The sequence below is a fragment of the Enterococcus sp. AZ091 genome (assembly GCF_051714805.1).
Taxonomy (GTDB): Bacteria; Bacillota; Bacilli; order Lactobacillales; family Enterococcaceae; genus Enterococcus_D; species Enterococcus_D gallinarum.
Genome location: NZ_JBIOSO010000001.1, coordinates 635,001 through 650,207, shown reverse-complemented (window position 1 = coordinate 650,207; position 15,207 = coordinate 635,001). Strand labels below are relative to the sequence as shown.

The window sequence follows — 15,207 nt, the reverse complement described above, 5'->3', positions numbered from 1 at the left end:
TTCACCTACTCATTTTCTTGATCCTCATTGATGACTGCTTCTTGGTCAGCCGCATTCTGATCCTGACTTGACGGCGTCGTTTCCTCGCTTTGCCCGTTCTCTGAAGAAGGGACATCTGTAGCTGGTGGTGTAGAGCTATCCTCTATCGAAGATGAAGGAACAGTTCGCTGATTATTTGTTGTGGAAGATGTAGTGCCTCCATGATCTTCAGCTGATGTTGAAGGTTCTGTGCTTTCAGACACAGGTTGACTGTCTACCGATTGCGAGTGACTAACATCGCTGGTTTCGGTCGTTTCAGTAATCTCAGTCGAGTGACTAGTTCCATTTGACTGCCGATAGCTACTGGAATTCACAACACCAGTTGCAGTAGCGATGATGGTTGAAATGGTCAAGAGAGCAATTGGTTTCAAAATAGGAGGTACTTTTCGCATAATTTTCCATCCTTGTCTTGATTCTTATCTTTTTTGCACTCATTGAGTACTTACTTTCTTTATAGTTCTTTCCTTGGAAATGGTCAAGACTACGAAGGATTAACGGAACAGATTTAAAAAAAAGTAAAAATGTTTTCGGTTACAAACAAAAACTAGCTTTTGCTAGGCTCTAAATAAGAAATTCGTAAAACTTTTGTACAGAACGAGTTAACGCAGAGTGATAATCCACTATCAGCTCTTTTAATAAGATCAATTCTTGTAGCTCAAATGGCTCAGTCAATTCTAAAGTGATCCGAGCACCGTCGATGAAATAAGCATAGGACAGTTCATCATCAGACAATTCGGCTAGTTGATTGCTCCACTCCTCGAAGAATTTCTCCGCGAGCACATCTCCAACTTCCTCAAGAACAGGTTGGAGAGTCTCTTCTACTTGATAAAAAGGTCGTGACAAAATAGATGCCGTTGTCTTTGAGTGGGTTGTATTTTGAAAATCCAAATAAAGCAAGTCAATGTAGTCTTCTTCTTCACCTGTTTCTTCCAGCCATAGAATGCCTTGCTTGACCAATGAGACACATGTAGATTCTACTTCCTTTGATAATTCTATAGTAGCATCTTTGAACCTCAGATTCTTTTCGACTATTTGCTCTTCGCCCATAAATTGCAAGACAGCTTTTTCAAAAACGAGCGGCTCATCTGTAATAAATAATTGAATTGTTGCCATTTTTTTCTCTCTTTCTTTTTTATCTAATTTATTTTTGCTCTAAACAGATTATTTGTCAACGGTATGAATCTTCGTTAGCATAGAAATTGAAGATGAATAAAAGCTAATTTTTAAGGAGGAGATTTGATGAGTAAAATTGCCACTATCATTACCGATCTAGTTGAAGATATTGAAGTAACCTCACCAAAAGAAGCACTGGAAAATGCTGGACATGAAGTTGTCATTATCAGTAATGAAGGCGTGGACTCTGTCACAGGAAAAAAAGGAACCACTTTTGCAGTTGACGCGTCTATTGATACAATCAATTTTTCCGATTTTGATGCTTTGTTGATTCCTGGTGGCTTTTCTCCAGACCAATTACGTACAGATGAACGCTATGTCACTTTGACCAAAGAGTTTCTGACATCTGAAAAACCAGTTTTTGCTATCTGTCATGGACCTCAACTCTTTATTCAAACCGGATTGACAAAAGAATTAACATTGACTGGCTATGATTCCATTCGTCCAGATTTAACATATGCAGGTGCTACTGTCAAAGATGAGCCTGTGGTGATTGACGACACGTATCATTTGATCACTAGTCGTAATCCTGATGATTTGGATGCATTTAATCAAGCCATTACAACAGCACTTGAAGGCAACAAATAAAGCCTAAATTTTAAACGAAGAACTCACAAATAGGGTGTACGAATATCGTACTCCCTATTTTTCTATCCTTTAGCGATTTTACCTGCTGTTTTTGTTCGCAAGTTCTTTTTATTAATATTTCTATTCATCCATAGAAATGTCAAAACCATCAAATGTCTCACCATCATAATATTTAAGTAATTCATCGAGTGATAGCAAAGAAGGAGTCATCTCCTCTTCTTCCGTTTGTTGGTGTTTTTCCCAATAGATCTGATAGGCTTCCGCCAATTGTCGATAGACATCTTTCCGTGAACCACCTTCTGCCTGCAGCATTGGCAATTCTCGAATAAACGCACTATAACAAGGACGACCATCTTGCCAACTGATAGGTAATTCAATCACATGTAGTTGGGCTTCTTCAAACCATCTCTCCATCCCGATCCCTCATTTCTCCCTTTATTATCACGTGAATGATTCAGAAGGTCAAACTTCCTGCCAAAATAGACTAAAAAACACTGGCTACCGATGGCTTATCCATGATTTGGAATAGCAATCGGCAGCCAATGATCATGCAGCTACATAAGCATATTTTTCAATGTTTTGTTTGATCTTCTCAATGATTCTCTGATCCTCTACACCTGTGACTTCTGTGATCACTTGAGAAAGATTAGCTGCTTCCAGTAACTCTCTCAATTGTTGACTTTGCTCGTCCTCAGGATCATGATAGTTGAAAATCATACCAATCGTTTCATAGAGATGGAACGGTTGCACATTTCTCATTTGCAATTCAAGGACGGGGCGGATAAATCGTTCTTGTGCGCTTAATTTTCGCAAAGGGGTGCGGGCTACTCGAGCAATAGCATCCGAAATGTAGTTATTTTTGAATCGTTGAATAATTTTTTCAATATACTGTTCATGTTCATCAGGATCAAAATCCCATTTGGCGACTAAAAGTTGACCAGTTTCTTCTAGAACGGATTTCAGCTGAATCACAACTAGATGGTCACGCATGGCTTCATCGATGGTCTCATAGCCTTGTAGAGCTCCTGTATAAGCTACTGTAGCATGACCTGTGTTCACACTAAACAATTTACGCTCGATATAAGGTTTCAGATCTGGTACGTATTGTACGCCTTGTAGACGAAGTACTGATTTCATTGCTGTTTCTTGAACTACCCACTCACAAAATGGTTCTACTTGAACCAACAAAGGATCATCATGTTGTTGCATCGGAACAATGCGATCCACTGCTGCATCTGGAAAACCAACACTATTCTCCAGGTAAGCGAGTTGTTGGCTATACTTTTCTACTTCCTCTTTTAGAAAAGTGGATCCACCGATCATATTTTCGCAAGCGATGACATCAATTGCTTGCTCCTTTTTCTTGATTGCTCGCTGATCCAGCCCTTTTGCAATGAGCGGTGCAATGCGAGGCAATACTGCAGGACCAATGGCAGTGGTTAAAATATCGGCTTCGACAATTGCTTGAACAACCGCATCCGGTTCTTTTGCGTTATTGATTCCTGTCACGTGTTCAATAAAAATCTGTTCGCGGTTCTCATCTGCTAATTCAATTGTATAGGATTTACGTTGCTGAAGCGCAGCAATAATCGTTTCATTTACATCAACAAAGGTTATTTCAAAACCGTTTGCTGCCAAAATCTCTCCGATAAACCCTCGACCAATATTCCCTGCACCAAAATGAACTGCTCTCATCTTTTTCCCCTCCTATGCCACTGTTAGATTAGCGGCGACTTCTTCTTTACTCAAAGCATCCGCTAATTCAACCACATTATCGATATCGCTACAGAAGAGAGCGATTTGTTGTACCAACTGCAAATGATCTTCACCTATTCCAGCAATGCCAAATAATACCGTAACGATTTTTTCATCCTCATCTGTCCCGAAATTTACGCCTTCAGGCACTTGAACAATGCAGATACCAGATTTTTTGACATATTTTTTTGCTTCATCTGTCCCGTGTGGTATAGCTATGAAATTCCCCATGTAGACAGATAACATTGCTTCTCGTTCGATCATAGCGTTGACGTATTCCGGATCAACATATCCGGCCTCAACAAGTTTTTTCCCACAATAACGAATCGCTTCTTCTTTGTTCGCAAACTGTTGATTCAGCTCAATCATTTCTTTTTCTAATAGTTTCATTTTTCTTCCTCCTTAAAGAGCTTCTTTAAGTGTTGTGATTACACGCTGGTAGTTTGACGTTCGCATCAAATTGCTGACAGATAGATGGACTGCATCTGGTGCTAGCGACCGCGCTTGCTTTGTCAGCTCTTCTTTGGTAATTACCAATGATGAAGCATCCGCTTTTAGATTATCGATATGAACCTTTTTAAGTGATAATGAGAGAGATTCTTTCGCTAATAAGTCTTGAAAAACCTTTCTCGCCATGGTCGCTGAGCCTTCACGATCGTCATGGGCAAGAATAACTTCATGAATGCCCTTTAATTCCTCTAGAGGCAGTGGCTTATAATTTACTGCTTTCGTTTTTTTCTCTTCCTCAACTCCTGAGCCCGACAATGTGGCCACGATCTCATTATATTTAGGAGAATTCAAAAAATTTTCTACAGCAACAAATGTTGCATTTGGTGCTTTTAATTTTGCCCGCTCTTGTAACTCTTTTTGTGTCACAATCAATGTATGCGCATCATCTGTCAGATTATTGATTGCTTGATTGGTGACTTGTTGAGCCAAACCAGCATCTTTAACTTTCTTACGCAAAATGGAAGCCCCCATTGCACTTGAACCCATACCAGCATCGCAGGCAAAAATAATCTTCTGAATGCCTGTTAACGATTCTAGAGCCACTCCTTTTGAACGCTGTTTTGCTTGGTGTATTTCTTGTACCTTCTCATCAAAATTATCTACAGTGTCTTTGGCATCGGCTTTTAGAATTGCTGCCGCCACAAGAAACGATACGGTTGCTCCAACAGCAATCCCTGCTAAAACAGAGACGACACTCATCACTGAATTCAACGGTGTCATCGCTAAAATAGCAATAATCGAACCTGGAGAAGCTGGTGCCCTTAAACCTGCACCTAATAATTGAAAAGTGAAACTCCCAGAAACACCTCCTGCAATAACAGCTAAAAACATTAATGGCTTCATCATCACATATGGGAAATAGATTTCATGAATACCACCTATAAAGTGGATAATGATTGCTCCTGGAGCAGATGATTTTGCCGCGCCTTTGCCAAAGAAAGTGAATGCTAATAAAACACCTAATCCAGGCCCTGGGTTTGCCTCTAATAAATATAGAATTGATTTACCAAACTCGCTTACTTGTTCCGTACCTAATGGAGTCAGAATTCCGTGATTGATGGCATTATTCAAAAATAGGATTTTGGCAGGTTCAATAAAAATATTTGCTAATGGAATCAGATGTGCATTGACAATCACTGCAACGCCTGCTGCCATTGCTTCTGTCAATGTGTTTACAACAGGTCCAATGACAACAAAGCCCAACAGAGCCAAAGCAAAACCTAGAAGACCCGCAGAAAAATTATTGACCAGCATCTCAAAACCTGCCCGCACTTTATCTTGAAAAAATTCATCGAACTTCTTAATCGTATATCCGCCTAATGGCCCCATAATCATTGCACCTAAAAGCATCGGGATGTCTGTTCCCACAATGACCCCCATTGTAGCGATTGCCCCAACAACTGCGCCCCGATCTCCAGCAATTACTTTCCCGCCCGTGTATCCAATCAGTATCGGTATTAGATAAGTCAGCATCGGACCGACCATTGAAGCAAAGGATTCATTTGGCAGATAGCCATCTGGAATAAAGAGAGCCGTTAACACGCCCCATGCAATCAATGCGCCAATATTGGGCATTACCATACTCGACAATGTACTACCTAGTTTTTGGACCCTCGACTTTAAAGACGCCTTCCTGTCTGCTTGTACTTGTTCCATCTTCATTCTCCTCCCAACTTGTTTTTACACCTTGATTGTAGGCGCTTTCCCAAAGCTTCGAAAGTCGTACTTTGTCACAGGAAACTGTGCCAAAATTTGTCTCTTATCTACAAAAAAAAGCCATGCATAATGCATGACTAATCAATAAATGCCCTTTTCTACTCTTCTAGCGATAGTATTTTTTGGACTTCCTCTATTGTAGCGGCGTCGCTTAATAGTTTTACATTTTGGATATCTGAACAAAAAAAAGCAATTTCTTGCAAGCATGACAACTGCTTTTCTTTGAGAACAACCACAAACAGAATCGTAGTAACCTTTGATTCTTTTGCATCGCCAAAATCGACACCGTCTGGTACTTGAACAAGACAAATCCCTTCTTCATTAATCCATTTGTCTGCCTCTTCTTCTCCGTGAGGCAAGGCTACAAAGTTTCCTATATAAACACCATATTTTTTGTGTCGCTGAATTAAACTGTTTATATACTGAGGTTGAACCATTTTTTGGTCTACTAAGAATGTACCTATCTCATGCAATGCTTCTTCTGCACTTTGGAATCGCTGATCTAACAAAATATGTGTTGCTGGAATATCCACTATTTTCTCCTCCCCATTATTGTTTGATTTCTTCAATCAAAAGCGTAGCAAGCAATTGATAAATGATGGAAAAATTTCCTGAATTAAATATTTCTGTATTGAGATCATTCATAATGATGGAACCGCTAATCCTCCCTAAGATTTTACTGCTTTGCTCATCGATTGGATAAGGAGCGAGCATAACTAACAAGCGAGTTACGTTAATCTCTTGTTTATCCATCGCATAAAGTGATAGTCCTTGTGATAAATCAAAGATTTTGAAAACTGGTTGCAAAATTTCTGTACTTGACGCATGAAAAAGGGCAAAGTGAGTCTTCGGTATTCCAACAGGGGCTTGTAAATAGCGCTTCACTAATTTATTGGCTACTTTTTTTCTGTCTTGCACTAACGCTTTGGAAAAATGTTTCATCACTTCAGATAATGTTTCTTCTAAGTTGGGGCCATTGTCAATCGTTTGAAGAGTAAACAATTCTAATAAGCGGTTAATCTCCTCAATAAATGCTAGAACATCTTCATAGGTATCTTCCCTAGTAGAAACTGGCGTAGGTATTGCATGAGAAAGTCTCTTTTTCTGACTAAGCAGACGAAATTCTTCTTTTAGTTCCTGAATGTCTTCTTCCAATAAAATAGGAGATACTAGCTTATATTTTCCTCGATAACCTGGCAACAAAGATGTGGAAATCACCAAGTCGTAGTTGCCCTCAATTTTATCCTGTTCGATATCCCCCACACGGAAAAAAGTAATTTTATTGATAAATGGAAATTGCTTTCTTAGCTGCATCTCTAACAAACTAATTGAAGCCAGTCCGCTTGGTGATACACCTGCAATATTGACTTCCATCACTTTAGGATTCTTTTCTAATGAGTTTGCGAAGTGCAATACCATATAGGCAATTTCTTCTGTTGAAAACTGCTGTTGTGGGAAAACAAGCGGTAAGCTTAAACGGATTGCTTCTGCAATCTCCTCATATTGTTTCATTATTTTTTCTAAAATTGGATTGTTTAGATGGTTCTCTTCCAAAATCGCTCGGGTCATTACCCCAGAAATATGTGTTAGCAACATTTTATATAAAATTTCATCTTCAAAAAAATCAACCTCAGTGTACTGGCTAATCAGTTCGATCAACCGTTTTACCTGATATGCCAAAGTTGTATCAAAATTCTCTTCAAAAAAATCGCGGTCAAAAGAATTAGAAAAATCCCCTAATAAAATCGCAAAAAAAACTATTTCATTAACCGAATACAACCGCTTCGTTTGTTCAGCAACTTGAGCAAAAATCTGTTTAGCTACCTTCAGCAAATCTTTGTTGATTTGACTTGGATAACTTTCTTCCTCTACTGAAAATCCTGTTGCTACTCGCTCCATGGCTAAAGCAAGCATAATACCAATAAAAGCCAACTTGCGATCACTTAACTCAGGATATTTAGGTTCAACCACTTCTCTTATAAGATCTTGCGCTAAAATCAAGTACTGTTTTTCAATAAACTCAAATAAAAAATGCGCCGTTTGTTCTGCTTCAGGAAAATGAAAAAACTGGTATTCATTTATTTCCATCATCAACGTATTCGCTGCTACTAAACGTCGATGTTTTTCTGGTCCTTTGAGCTCATATCCTTGATTACGGACAATTGTCAACGGAAGGCGCGCCAAACTTTCTTCTAATTGTTTAATATCAGAAAAAAAAGTAGTATTACTGATTTGATAGAGCTCTAAAAAACGATGGCTACTAATCGGCTTAGCAGTAGTTGCTAATTGCAGCAAAATCCTATGTTGTCGCTCTATTGACGCAAACTCTTGGGATGGATCAGACATAATTGCTTCTTGCAGCTGAGTGATACTATTCCCGACAATGACTCGAAAATGTCCACGACCTTCTTTTTCTAAGGATGCCCCTACAGTACGCAACGAATTCTCTAAATTGGCTAGTTCGCGGTAGACAGTCCGCTTACTTACTTTCAAAAGCTGCATCATTCGGTCCATAGAAACAGGACCGTTACTGTTCATTAGCTCAGTCAACAAAATAGTTTCACGCTTAGTCAAGAACATAGGCGACTCCTTCTGTCATCAATTGACGATATTTGGAAGTTGTCACTAAATCATCGACAACTAAGTGGGTGACATTTGTTAATGCAGCCATTTGCTGAAAATCTTTTTGAACGATATATAATGCCTCTGGATTAAACTGGGTTGTCTCAATATCTTCTTTCTTTACCTCAATAGGTATGGCTAATTCATTGGCAATTTTACGAACGATTGCAACAGCCATCGTTTGAGCGCCTCTTTTCTTGCCTTCATACAAAAAAATCAATGTTGGGATTTTTTCCCCAACTTTAAAAGAAACATTTGCTACCGTTTCTTGCTCTTGCTTTAAAAGTTTAACTAGTGTTTCATACTCTGATTCCGCTAAAAAGTTACTCAAGAAGTAATGTTGTGCTTGAGGTGTCTTAGTTTGAGCTAAAGCACCAAGCCCTGATTGGGTAATAACTAAAAGATCTTCTCCATCCTTCAACTGATAAATTGATTTATAATCGACAGGTATGGAAATGGCTGCTTCTTCTAAATGTTTAGTTAATAAACTTGCCCCAATTGCGCTAGATCCCATCCCTGCGTCGCATGCAACGATAATTCTCTTTACTTTATCCATACATATTGTTCCTTCCGTACTTTTTTCATTCACTGAGTGATAGGTCAAAACAAAATAGGCAACAAAAAAAGAAACAAGCGTGCTTACCAATACTCCAGCTAATACGCCTGACCACATGTGATTTGGCGTATTTGTTAAGATAGCCAAAATAGAACCTGGTGAAGCCGGTGATCGTAAGCCAACTTTACTCATTTGAAAAATAAATGTACCAGTAGCTCCACCTAAAATCGGTGCGATAATCAATAATGGGTTCATTAAAATAAATGGGAAATAAACTTCATGAATACCTCCTATTGCTTGCACAAATGCAGCAGCAGTCGCCCCATTTCTTGCTTTTTTAGAACCATACCTCATACATGCAAACAAGACGCCTAAACCAGGACCAGGATTGGCTTCAAGCAGAAATAAAATCGACGTTCCATGAATACTGGCGCCTTCAACACCCAACGGCGTAAATAGACCATGATTGATAATATTATTAAAAAAAAGAACCTTTAGTGGCTCCAGAAAAAGATGAATAGCAGGAAATAAATTCTGCTTGAGAAAAAAATCAACTAAATGATAACTTTGTTGACTAAGCTGATCGAGCAAAGGGCCAAATACAAAAAAGTTACATAAAAATAGAAGACCTCCAATTAAGCCTGCAGAAAAATTACGAAAGAGCATCTCATAGCCAGTCTTTACTTTTCGAGAAAAGATATGATCAAAGAATCGAAGCATGCCACCCGTTAACGGACCGATAATCATTGCTCCAAAAACTTGTGGAAATTGAGAGGTTAAAATCATCCCTAAAATTGCAATTGCTCCTGAAACTCCACCTCTTGTTGGTTCAACCATTTTTCCGCCAGTGTAAGCAAGCAATATTGGTAAGAGAAAATGTAAAATAGCTTCTTCTGACTTGATCAACCCCCCCTGATCCGCATCTAGTACGGGTACGGCAAACGCAATGACTGCCCATGCAATAAAAATACTTACATTTGGCATCATCATATCAGAAAAATAATGAGTATAGAGTTTTAAAAATTGAATTGTTTGTCCTCTGTCTTTTATTCCCTTCATCCTCCTCACCTACCTAACACTAGTATAATTTGGTTTTCTCCAAAAAGGAATAACCATAGATTATGCTTCCTCCTTTTGAATGTACCAAAAAAGCTGACGAAAAACGTCAGCTTAAGTTATTGCCTTATTTTTACCATTTTTTATTTAATTAACACGCACAGCAAAACTTGGTGCGTAATAAGAGTAGCTGCTAACTGAAACGCTTTGTCCAGTGGTAGGTGCATGAATGTATTGTCCCCCACCAAGTGCAATAGCCACGTGGTGCGTACTTCCGCGCGATCCCCAAAATAATAGGTCACCAGCTTTTGCTTCATTGATTGAGATAACCGTGCCAGAATACTCTTGATCATAGGTCACACGAGGTAATGAAATTCCTACTTTTGCAAACACATATTGAGTAAAACCAGAACAATCGAATCCGTTCGGTGTCGTTCCGCCCCAGACATATGGTGTACCAAGATATTTCATTGCTTCTGAAACAATTGCTGACCCGTTTACAGATTGTGAAGGAACGTTTGTATTGTTTTCTGGTTTATTTTCAGGCTTATTTACAATTGTTTCTTGTTTTGGTGTATCATTTTCTACTGAGTCACTTGTTCCGGTACTGTTAGTACTGGAAGATTCATTTGTTGAGCTTGATTCATTTGAGCTTGACTCATTCGACGAAGTTGATTCGCCTGTTTTTGTTGTACTACTTGTGCTTGATTCGGCTTGCGCAGCTTCTTCACGTTCTCGAGCTGCTTTTGCCGCTTCTTTTGCGGCAGCAATTCGTGCCTGTTCAGCCTGATAGCTTTCTTTTTGTTTTTCTAGGTCGGCTTTTTCATCTTCTTTAGATGATTGTTGCAAAGCAAGATCTGCTTGCAAAACATTCAAGTCTGCTTGCTTCGATTGAAGTGCTCCTACTTGTTTCTCAAGTTCAAGTTGATTTGCTTCAATTTCTTTTAGTTTTTTATCATTTTCATTTTTTTTCGTTTTAACCGTTTCTTGATCCGCTTTTTGTTGTTGAACCAATTCGTTATTAGCACTAACAATCGTCGTCATAGCTTGAACGCGACCGATAGCATCCGTTAAAGAATCTGCTGCAAGAACGGCATCGATAAAATTGGTGCTTTGTCCATTCACTTGGACATCTCTTGCTTGTTCTTGAATCGCTTTTTCCCGTTTTTCAATACGAACATTCAAGTCGTCGATTTCTTTTTGTAATTTTTCTGAATCAGCATGTAAAGTAGATTGTTGCGTCAATAATGCTTCAGCTTTTTCATTGATAGCTGCAACATCATTTTCCAATGCTTTGATTTGTGCTTGAGCATCAGCTTGTTGATTTTTTAGATTACTGATTTCTTGATCTTTTTGTTCGATTTTGCTATCAAAGTCGTCTGCCGCGACAAGTGTTGGTGCTACAACTGAAGTAAGCGCAATGGAACTCACTAATATTACTGATAGAATACGTTTTTTCACCCTTCATTCCTCCGCCTGACTTTTCATTGAAAGTTTAAGTTAATTTTAAAATATATAAGAATATCTAAAGTCTTTTTACGATAAAGCGATTGTAACATAGATACATGTCAAGCAGATAAAAAGAATGTTACAAACAGATTTCAAATAATCTACCAGATTCGATATAAAACATAACAAAAAAATGAAGCTATTCTTCTTTGAATAGCTTCATGAATGGAATAACTAAAATAACAAATAAAATAATATTTAATAGCAGTGTCGGTGCTAAGAAACGAGAGACAAAAAATGAAGTATTGACTGTTGCTATTTTAAATAACAACTGTATCCCCAAAGTTACCATTTCAAGACCCGTAACGAAAATAATCATTCCAAAAAACATGGTGAATATGTTTTGGTATAGCGTTTTATTTAAAATATACATGATCCACACAATCATCGGGAATGCGACAGCATAAATACCAATTATGCCAATATAGTAAAGGTCATACAAGCATCCAATGATCAATGCAGTTATAATCAAGTAGTTTTTAGGCAAATATCTGGCACCACATAGGAAGGCAATCAATAGTAAATGTGCACTCGCTATATAATTATCTTGCGTCCAGCGCTCAAGTAAACGGGTTAATTGTCCATCTAACAACATCATCAAGAAAAAAAATGCTCCGGCAAAGTACTTTAAATACGTATTTTTTTTCATGCCTATTTGTCACCCGCCAAACGTTTGATAATAGTAACTGCTTGAATATCATACATTTGTGCATAAGGTTTTACATATACTTTTGTATCTAATCCAAATTCATCTTTGGTGGTACTAACAACTGTCCCAACAGCAAGGTCGGCTGGAGAATTCCCTCCTAATCCCGAGGTTTGTACAACATCGCCTTCTTTCAATTGTGTACTTCCAGTCAATTGACTAATAACCAAGGACTTCTCTTTTTGATCATAACTACTTAGAATTCCAAAAGTTTCGCCGTCTTTCCCGCTGATTCGAACAGGAAAATGATTTGAATTTTGATTTTCAGAAGTCAACAATTCGATTTTTGAAGATGCTGCATTCACTTCAATCACACGCCCAATCAAACCTTTTTGGGACATAACCGCCATATTTACTTCGACACCATCTTTCGTGCCACGATCCACAACAAGCATGTCTTGCCATGTATCTGGTGAACGATTAATAACATTGGCAGTAATTTTTTCATAGTTAGTCAATGTTTCGTTTAACTCAAGCTCTTCTTTCAATGATTCGATTTCTCGCTTGTAATTTTCATTTGATCGAGCGATCTCATCATAACTATCGATTTTCTCTTTTAAACGTTCGTTTTCTTCATACGTGACAAAAAGTTTCTTTACAGAGTTTGCACCGGTTTCGATCCACCGTACTGGAGCTGTAATCACCTTGTCCACGATACCAATCGTGTCGTTGACTGCCGATTGCACAAAACTGGATGAATTCCCAACTGCTCTTCTAGCAATCGTCACACTCAACACAGAAACAACTAAAATCACAATAATTAATGTGATTATGATATTTTTATTAGGATTAAACTTTTTCACAAAGACACCTCAATGAGTTCCAAACTGATAGCCTTAATTTTACCACTAAAACGATGTAAACAAAAGTTAAGTTGTACGTCTTAATGCTTTTTTTGTAATTAGCTTTCTGAAATTTTCAAAAATAAAAAAAGAGACTTGAATGTCTCTTAATCTTTGCTTTGAATAACAGCAATAATTCCCGTTTCAAATATAAAGGATGCTTCATCCGTTATGAATTCATTACTAGCAAATGATGTAGGATGTTCAACCTTCACATTTTCCAATAGGTATTTGCTTTCCATTAATGAAAGATTGTCAATGGGAGTCAGACAACAATATGCCAGATATTTCATGCCCTTTTCTTTACGTATGGAATACTTCCCTGGCAAAAAGAACCGAATGACATTTTGCTTATCTAATAGACTAATATTATGAGCGAAAGGCTGAAACCGTTTCTCCATTACAATCCATAAATTTGCTAAAAAATGATCGATTCTTCCACCAGTTGCACCGATAATATCAATCTTTGCATTGGGAAAATGCTCAATAGCCATCAATAATGCGAGTTGCGTATCCGTATCGTCTTTTTCTGCCGGAGCTTGAAAAAAATTTTTTGCATTCTGTCGCACTCGTTCTCTTTCTTCAGAAGAAAGAGAGTCAAAATCACCAATCGCAAAGTCTAAAGGTAAATCCTCCTCAAGCAGATAAAATGATCCCCGATCAATACCAATGTATTTATCATACTTCTTTAGAGACGGCCAAGTTTGCTTTTTGCCACCTGCAACTAGAAGAATATTCATTTATTGCAACACTTCTTTCAATGCTTTGATTTGATCAGCAGGACTGTCCGCGTCGTAGATGTAGCTACCAGCAACAAACACATTGGCACCAGCTTCTAAACAGATCCGAGCTGTTTTTGGAACGATTCCACCATCTACTTCGATATCATAGTGATACCCGTTTTTCTCTTTCAATTGTGCTAATTCCTTGATTTTAGCAACTGTTTCTTCGATAAAAGATTGGCCACCGAATCCAGGGTTCACAGTCATTACCAATACTTGATCACACATGGATAGTACATGTTGGATAGCAGCTACTGGCGTACCAGGATTGATAACAATTTCCGCCTTTACATTTTCATTTAAAATCATTTGAATTGCGCGATGAATGTGGGGAGTAGCTTCGGCATGAACTCCAATTATATCGGCACCAGCTTCGGCAAACGCATGAATATAATTTTCTGGCTGAGTAATCATCAAATGAACATCCAGTGGCAACTTAGTTATCGGACGAATAGCTTTGACAACATTTGGTCCTAAAGTAATATTAGGAACAAATTGGCCATCCATTACATCTATATGGATGTAATCCGCGCCGTTTTTTTCTACAAGTTCAATGTCCCGTTGCAGATTCGCAAAATCCGCACTTAAAATTGATGGTGCTAGTTTAATCATATTCGTTTCCCTCACTTATTTTTCTTTTTATAAATTGGACGACGATTTTCAATCTCCTCTAAAAATTGAATATAGTTTTTATACCGGGTAAGTGCAACTGTTTGCTGTTCAACTGCTTCTTTTACAGCACAATTTGGCTCATTTAGATGCATACACTCACGAAAACGACATTGGTGTGCCAATGCTAAAAATTCTGGAAACTGTTTGGGCAATTGTCCACTATCGATTTCCAAAAAATCGATTGAGCTGAATCCAGGGGTATCAGCCACTAACCCATCATATAATGTCAATAATTCTACATGTCGCGTTGTATGTTTCCCTCGACCTAATGACTCAGAAATTTCGGCCGTTTCCAAATCTAGCTCTGGGACTATTCGGTTAAGCAATGTGGATTTTCCTGCGCCAGATTGTCCCATAAAAACTGTCAGTCGTTCCGGGAAAATTCTTTGTAACTCCAGAAGATCGCTATTATCTGCTTTTGAAACAATGACTTGGTAACCAATTTGTTGGTACAAAGCGGCAATTTTTTGAACCTCACTTTGATCACTCACTAAGTCTGTTTTACTCAAAAAGATAATTGGTTCAATCTCTTTATACTCCAGTGTAACTAAAAACCGATCTAATAGATTAAATGAGAAATTAGGCTGGATCAAACTTGTCACCACTACACCTTGATCCACATTGGCCACTGGTGGACGTATCAATTCATTTTTTCTCGGCAGTATCTCTAACAAGTATCCA

The 15,207-nt window shown here is 38.2% G+C and carries 16 protein-coding genes (1 of these 16 cut by a window edge); 1 reads left to right on the top strand and 15 read right to left on the bottom strand.

The window, feature by feature from the left end; all coding sequences use genetic code 11:
• Positions 1 to 5: 5 nt before the first annotated feature.
• Both IGJ28_RS03325 and IGJ28_RS03320 read right to left on the bottom strand, forming a co-directional pair.
• Complete coding sequence (locus IGJ28_RS03325) at positions 6 to 431, bottom strand: hypothetical protein (protein WP_003128822.1); 426 nt, start codon at positions 429 to 431, stop codon at positions 6 to 8.
• A 169-nt stretch (positions 432 to 600) separates the two neighbouring features.
• Positions 601 to 1,152: a hypothetical protein gene (locus IGJ28_RS03320; RefSeq protein WP_003128821.1), complete on the bottom strand. Its 552-nt coding sequence runs from the start codon at positions 1,150 to 1,152 to the stop codon at positions 601 to 603.
• Between the two features lie 126 nt (positions 1,153 to 1,278).
• Between IGJ28_RS03320 and IGJ28_RS03315 the strand changes: the two genes are divergently transcribed.
• Positions 1,279 to 1,800, top strand: a complete 522-nt coding sequence (locus IGJ28_RS03315) for a type 1 glutamine amidotransferase domain-containing protein (RefSeq protein ID WP_003128819.1) — start codon at positions 1,279 to 1,281, stop codon at positions 1,798 to 1,800.
• Between the two features lie 120 nt (positions 1,801 to 1,920).
• On the opposite strand, the gene IGJ28_RS03310 is transcribed toward IGJ28_RS03315, so the two are convergent.
• From IGJ28_RS03310 to rsgA, 13 genes are all read right to left on the bottom strand, one after another.
• Positions 1,921 to 2,214: a hypothetical protein gene (locus tag IGJ28_RS03310; protein WP_003128817.1), complete on the bottom strand. Its 294-nt coding sequence runs from the start codon at positions 2,212 to 2,214 to the stop codon at positions 1,921 to 1,923.
• Positions 2,215 to 2,346: 132 nt separating this feature from the next.
• Entirely contained in the window at positions 2,347 to 3,495 is a 1,149-nt protein-coding gene (locus tag IGJ28_RS03305) for a mannitol-1-phosphate 5-dehydrogenase (protein ID WP_003128816.1), read from the bottom strand.
• A 12-nt stretch (positions 3,496 to 3,507) separates the two neighbouring features.
• A complete protein-coding gene (locus IGJ28_RS03300; RefSeq protein ID WP_438845138.1) occupies positions 3,508 to 3,945 on the bottom strand; it encodes a PTS sugar transporter subunit IIA in 438 nt (145 codons plus the stop codon).
• 12 nt (positions 3,946 to 3,957) lie between these two features.
• Complete coding sequence (locus IGJ28_RS03295) at positions 3,958 to 5,721, bottom strand: PTS mannitol transporter subunit IICBA (RefSeq protein ID WP_347082955.1); 1,764 nt, start codon at positions 5,719 to 5,721, stop codon at positions 3,958 to 3,960.
• Between the two features lie 158 nt (positions 5,722 to 5,879).
• Positions 5,880 to 6,317, bottom strand: a complete 438-nt coding sequence (locus IGJ28_RS03290; RefSeq protein ID WP_175413567.1) for a PTS sugar transporter subunit IIA — start codon at positions 6,315 to 6,317, stop codon at positions 5,880 to 5,882.
• A 13-nt stretch (positions 6,318 to 6,330) separates the two neighbouring features.
• Entirely contained in the window at positions 6,331 to 8,361 is a 2,031-nt protein-coding gene (locus tag IGJ28_RS03285; RefSeq protein ID WP_438845137.1) for a BglG family transcription antiterminator, read from the bottom strand.
• On the bottom strand, positions 8,348 to 10,018 hold the full coding sequence (locus IGJ28_RS03280) for a PTS transporter subunit EIIC (RefSeq protein ID WP_409531050.1): 1,671 nt from the start codon (positions 10,016 to 10,018) through the stop codon (positions 8,348 to 8,350). The genes IGJ28_RS03285 and IGJ28_RS03280 overlap by 14 nt, the downstream gene beginning before the upstream one ends.
• A 144-nt stretch (positions 10,019 to 10,162) precedes the next feature.
• Entirely contained in the window at positions 10,163 to 11,476 is a 1,314-nt protein-coding gene (locus IGJ28_RS03275; protein ID WP_347082952.1) for a C40 family peptidase, read from the bottom strand.
• A 187-nt stretch (positions 11,477 to 11,663) separates the two neighbouring features.
• On the bottom strand, positions 11,664 to 12,173 hold the full coding sequence (mreD, locus tag IGJ28_RS03270) for a rod shape-determining protein MreD (protein ID WP_060815004.1): 510 nt from the start codon (positions 12,171 to 12,173) through the stop codon (positions 11,664 to 11,666).
• A 2-nt stretch (positions 12,174 to 12,175) separates the two neighbouring features.
• Positions 12,176 to 13,033, bottom strand: a complete 858-nt coding sequence (gene mreC, locus IGJ28_RS03265; protein ID WP_005469711.1) for a rod shape-determining protein MreC — start codon at positions 13,031 to 13,033, stop codon at positions 12,176 to 12,178.
• A 146-nt stretch (positions 13,034 to 13,179) separates the two neighbouring features.
• Positions 13,180 to 13,812 carry a thiamine diphosphokinase gene (locus IGJ28_RS03260; protein WP_431382501.1) on the bottom strand — a complete coding sequence of 211 codons (633 nt, stop codon included), beginning with the start codon at positions 13,810 to 13,812 and terminating at the stop codon, positions 13,180 to 13,182.
• The gene (gene rpe / locus IGJ28_RS03255; protein WP_081131189.1) at positions 13,813 to 14,466 is read right to left on the bottom strand and encodes a ribulose-phosphate 3-epimerase; all 654 of its coding nucleotides are present in this window, start codon (positions 14,464 to 14,466) and stop codon (positions 13,813 to 13,815) included.
• Between the two features lie 11 nt (positions 14,467 to 14,477).
• A protein-coding gene (gene rsgA / locus IGJ28_RS03250) for a ribosome small subunit-dependent GTPase A (protein ID WP_081131190.1) crosses the window boundary here: on the bottom strand, positions 14,478 to 15,207 show its 3' portion. It continues 155 nt past the right edge of the window; only the last 730 of its 885 coding nucleotides appear in the window; its start codon lies beyond the right edge, outside the window — the gene reads right to left on this strand; the stop codon is at positions 14,478 to 14,480.

Bases quoted from the DNA above. Each gene is read 5' to 3' on its own strand.
- IGJ28_RS03325 (WP_003128822.1), bottom strand. From the start codon at position 431: ATGCGAAAAGTACCTCCTATTTTGAAACCAATTGCTCTCTTGACCATT.
- IGJ28_RS03320 (WP_003128821.1), bottom strand. From the start codon at position 1,152: ATGGCAACAATTCAATTATTTATTACAGATGAGCCGCTCGTTTTTGAA.
- IGJ28_RS03315 (WP_003128819.1), top strand. From the start codon at position 1,279: ATGAGTAAAATTGCCACTATCATTACCGATCTAGTTGAAGATATTGAA.
- IGJ28_RS03310 (WP_003128817.1), bottom strand. From the start codon at position 2,214: ATGGAGAGATGGTTTGAAGAAGCCCAACTACATGTGATTGAATTACCT.
- IGJ28_RS03305 (WP_003128816.1), bottom strand. From the start codon at position 3,495: ATGAGAGCAGTTCATTTTGGTGCAGGGAATATTGGTCGAGGGTTTATC.
- IGJ28_RS03300 (WP_438845138.1), bottom strand. From the start codon at position 3,945: ATGAAACTATTAGAAAAAGAAATGATTGAGCTGAATCAACAGTTTGCG.
- IGJ28_RS03295 (WP_347082955.1), bottom strand. From the start codon at position 5,721: ATGGAACAAGTACAAGCAGACAGGAAGGCGTCTTTAAAGTCGAGGGTC.
- IGJ28_RS03285 (WP_438845137.1), bottom strand. From the start codon at position 8,361: ATGTTCTTGACTAAGCGTGAAACTATTTTGTTGACTGAGCTAATGAAC.
- IGJ28_RS03280 (WP_409531050.1), bottom strand. From the start codon at position 10,018: ATGAAGGGAATAAAAGACAGAGGACAAACAATTCAATTTTTAAAACTC.
- mreD (WP_060815004.1), bottom strand. From the start codon at position 12,173: ATGAAAAAAAATACGTATTTAAAGTACTTTGCCGGAGCATTTTTTTTC.
- IGJ28_RS03260 (WP_431382501.1), bottom strand. From the start codon at position 13,812: ATGAATATTCTTCTAGTTGCAGGTGGCAAAAAGCAAACTTGGCCGTCT.
- rpe (WP_081131189.1), bottom strand. From the start codon at position 14,466: ATGATTAAACTAGCACCATCAATTTTAAGTGCGGATTTTGCGAATCTG.